At 55.8% G+C, this 2,095-nt stretch carries 1 protein-coding gene; it reads right to left on the bottom strand.

From position 1 onward, the window contains the following. The coding region (locus tag C5S62_RS02185; RefSeq protein ID WP_104403875.1) for a cation:proton antiporter at positions 1 to 1,971 on the bottom strand (1,971 nt) is incomplete at its 3' end. Positions 1,972 to 2,095: the final 124 nt, after the last annotated feature.

Below are 2,095 nucleotides of genomic sequence, written 5' to 3'. Positions count from 1 at the left end.
ATAACGTTCAATCTGTTTAGGCAGATGGTTGATGTAATTGTGGTAAGAAAGTGTTCCGCGCCGGGCGGCGATAAAAATCATCAGGTCATCTTTTCCGGCAGTGTGAGCCAGCGACAGGAAGTCGTGCCATTCGGTGTATACATGGCAGTCACCCTCTATATTGTATTTGCGTTTTTCCCAATATTGCCGTACGGCGGCCATTGTTCCCCGACCGCTGTACATCTCCACCCTGCAGCTGATTTGCGTGGCAAGCAAAGCCACACGTTCGGCCCAGCGGCGGAATCCCGGCTCAAACTCCGCTTTACGGGGAATGAGCAGATGAATGCGGCGCACCGTGGCCAGCGGAAACTCCGGACGGTAGATGATAATCTGCTGCTCTACGGCCGCTACGAGGTCAGTGGCCAGTTTGCCGAAGAAAGTTTCCGTGAGACGTGCTTTCTGATGAAGGCCGATAAGCAGGTCGGAGGCTTCGCATTCCTTCATGGTGTGGGAAATGCCGCTCACTATATTGACCGACCATCGGCTGCGCGACACGAGGCGCACATTGGCCGCAGCGGCAATTTTTGCGGCGTGTTCCAATTGTTTGAGACCTTCGCCCCGTGCGTTGGGGTCGTCCTCAAGCACTATGTTGAGGGCCGTGAGCGGCGTGTCGGCGCCCGGAGTGCGGAGCATAAGGCCTGCCGCCACGAGATCGGGAACGGTTTTGGGATTGGAGAGTGACACGAGAATGCGGTCGTTTTCCTCTTGCTGTACCGCTTCGTCGGGAGTACCGCTTTCGGCCATCCGTCGGGCCGTATGTTCGGTCACGAACGAGGCTATCACACAGGTGAAAAGTATGAATACCATAGTGCCGTTGAGGACATTCTCGTCGAACAGCCTTGATCCGTCGGGCAGGATGATCTTGTAACCTACCAGTACCACGGCCAGTGTGGCGGCGGCGCGTGAGTTGGTCAGGCCGAATATGAGGCGGCGTTCAGGAGCGCCCATGGCGAAAAGTTTCTGCGTGAAGAGAGCCGCCAGCCATTTGGTCAGGCATCCCACCGTCACCATGACTGCCGCCACGGCAAACACGCGGGGATGGTGAACAAAAGCCTTCACGTTGAGTAACATGCCCACGCCAATTAGAAAATAGGGAATGAAAAGGGCGTTGCCCACAAATTCGAGATGGTTCATCAAAGGCGAAGAAGGCGGGATGGAGCGGTTGAGCACAATGCCGGCAAGAAAGGCGCCGAGAATGCCCTCCATGCCTACAAATTCCATCAGACCGGCACCTAGAAACACCAGTGCCAAAACGAAAATATACTGCACCACACCATCGTCATACCGCCTGAAGAACCAACGTGCCAGCCGGGGAAAGCTGAACACGATGACCACGCCAAGCAGAATGACTTTCACTACAAGCCAAACCCAATACAGGCCCGTCACGTTGTCGCGGAACATACCGCCCACCACTGCCAGAACGAGCAGCGTCAGGGTGTCGGCCACGATGGTACCTCCAACGGCTATGCTCACGCTGCGCCGGCGGGAAAGGCCGTAGCGCAACACGATGGGGTAGGCCACAAGCGTATGCGAGGCGTACATGGCGGCCATCAGCACCGATGCTGCCACCCCGTAGCCAAGAATGGCGTGGTTGGCCCCGAAGCCGATGGCCAGGGGAAGCAGGAAACTGAGCATTCCCAGCGTCAGGGCGGGCACCTTGAGTTTCTGTACATCCTGCATGTTCATTTCGAGCGAGGCCAGAAACATGATATAATAAAGTCCCACCTTGCCGAACAGTTCGAAACTGCCGTCGCGGTCGAGCACATGGAAACCATAGGGTCCGATGAGTACTCCGGCGGCAATCATGCCTACGATGGCAGGAATCCGCAGCCGTTCGAGCAACATCGGCGCGAAGAGGATAATGCTCAGCACCACGAAGAAAATCCACGTAGGGTCGGTTATGGGAAAACAGGAGGTCAGATAGGAGGACATAAGGGCATAATGAGAACTTCGGAGTGCCTGCCCTGAAAAAATCCCGGTGGCAGGCAACGCCTTACGTAAAAGGATTAACGTGGCAAAGATACGAATTTTTCGGGTCAAGCCGAAAACACGGTGC

Origin of the sequence: Prevotella sp. MGM2, assembly GCF_002933955.1 — a bacterium.
In the GTDB taxonomy this organism is placed as follows: domain Bacteria; phylum Bacteroidota; class Bacteroidia; order Bacteroidales; family Bacteroidaceae; genus Alloprevotella.
The sequence above is the reverse complement of the archived record's forward strand: the minus strand, read 5'-3'. Positions and strand labels throughout refer to the sequence as shown.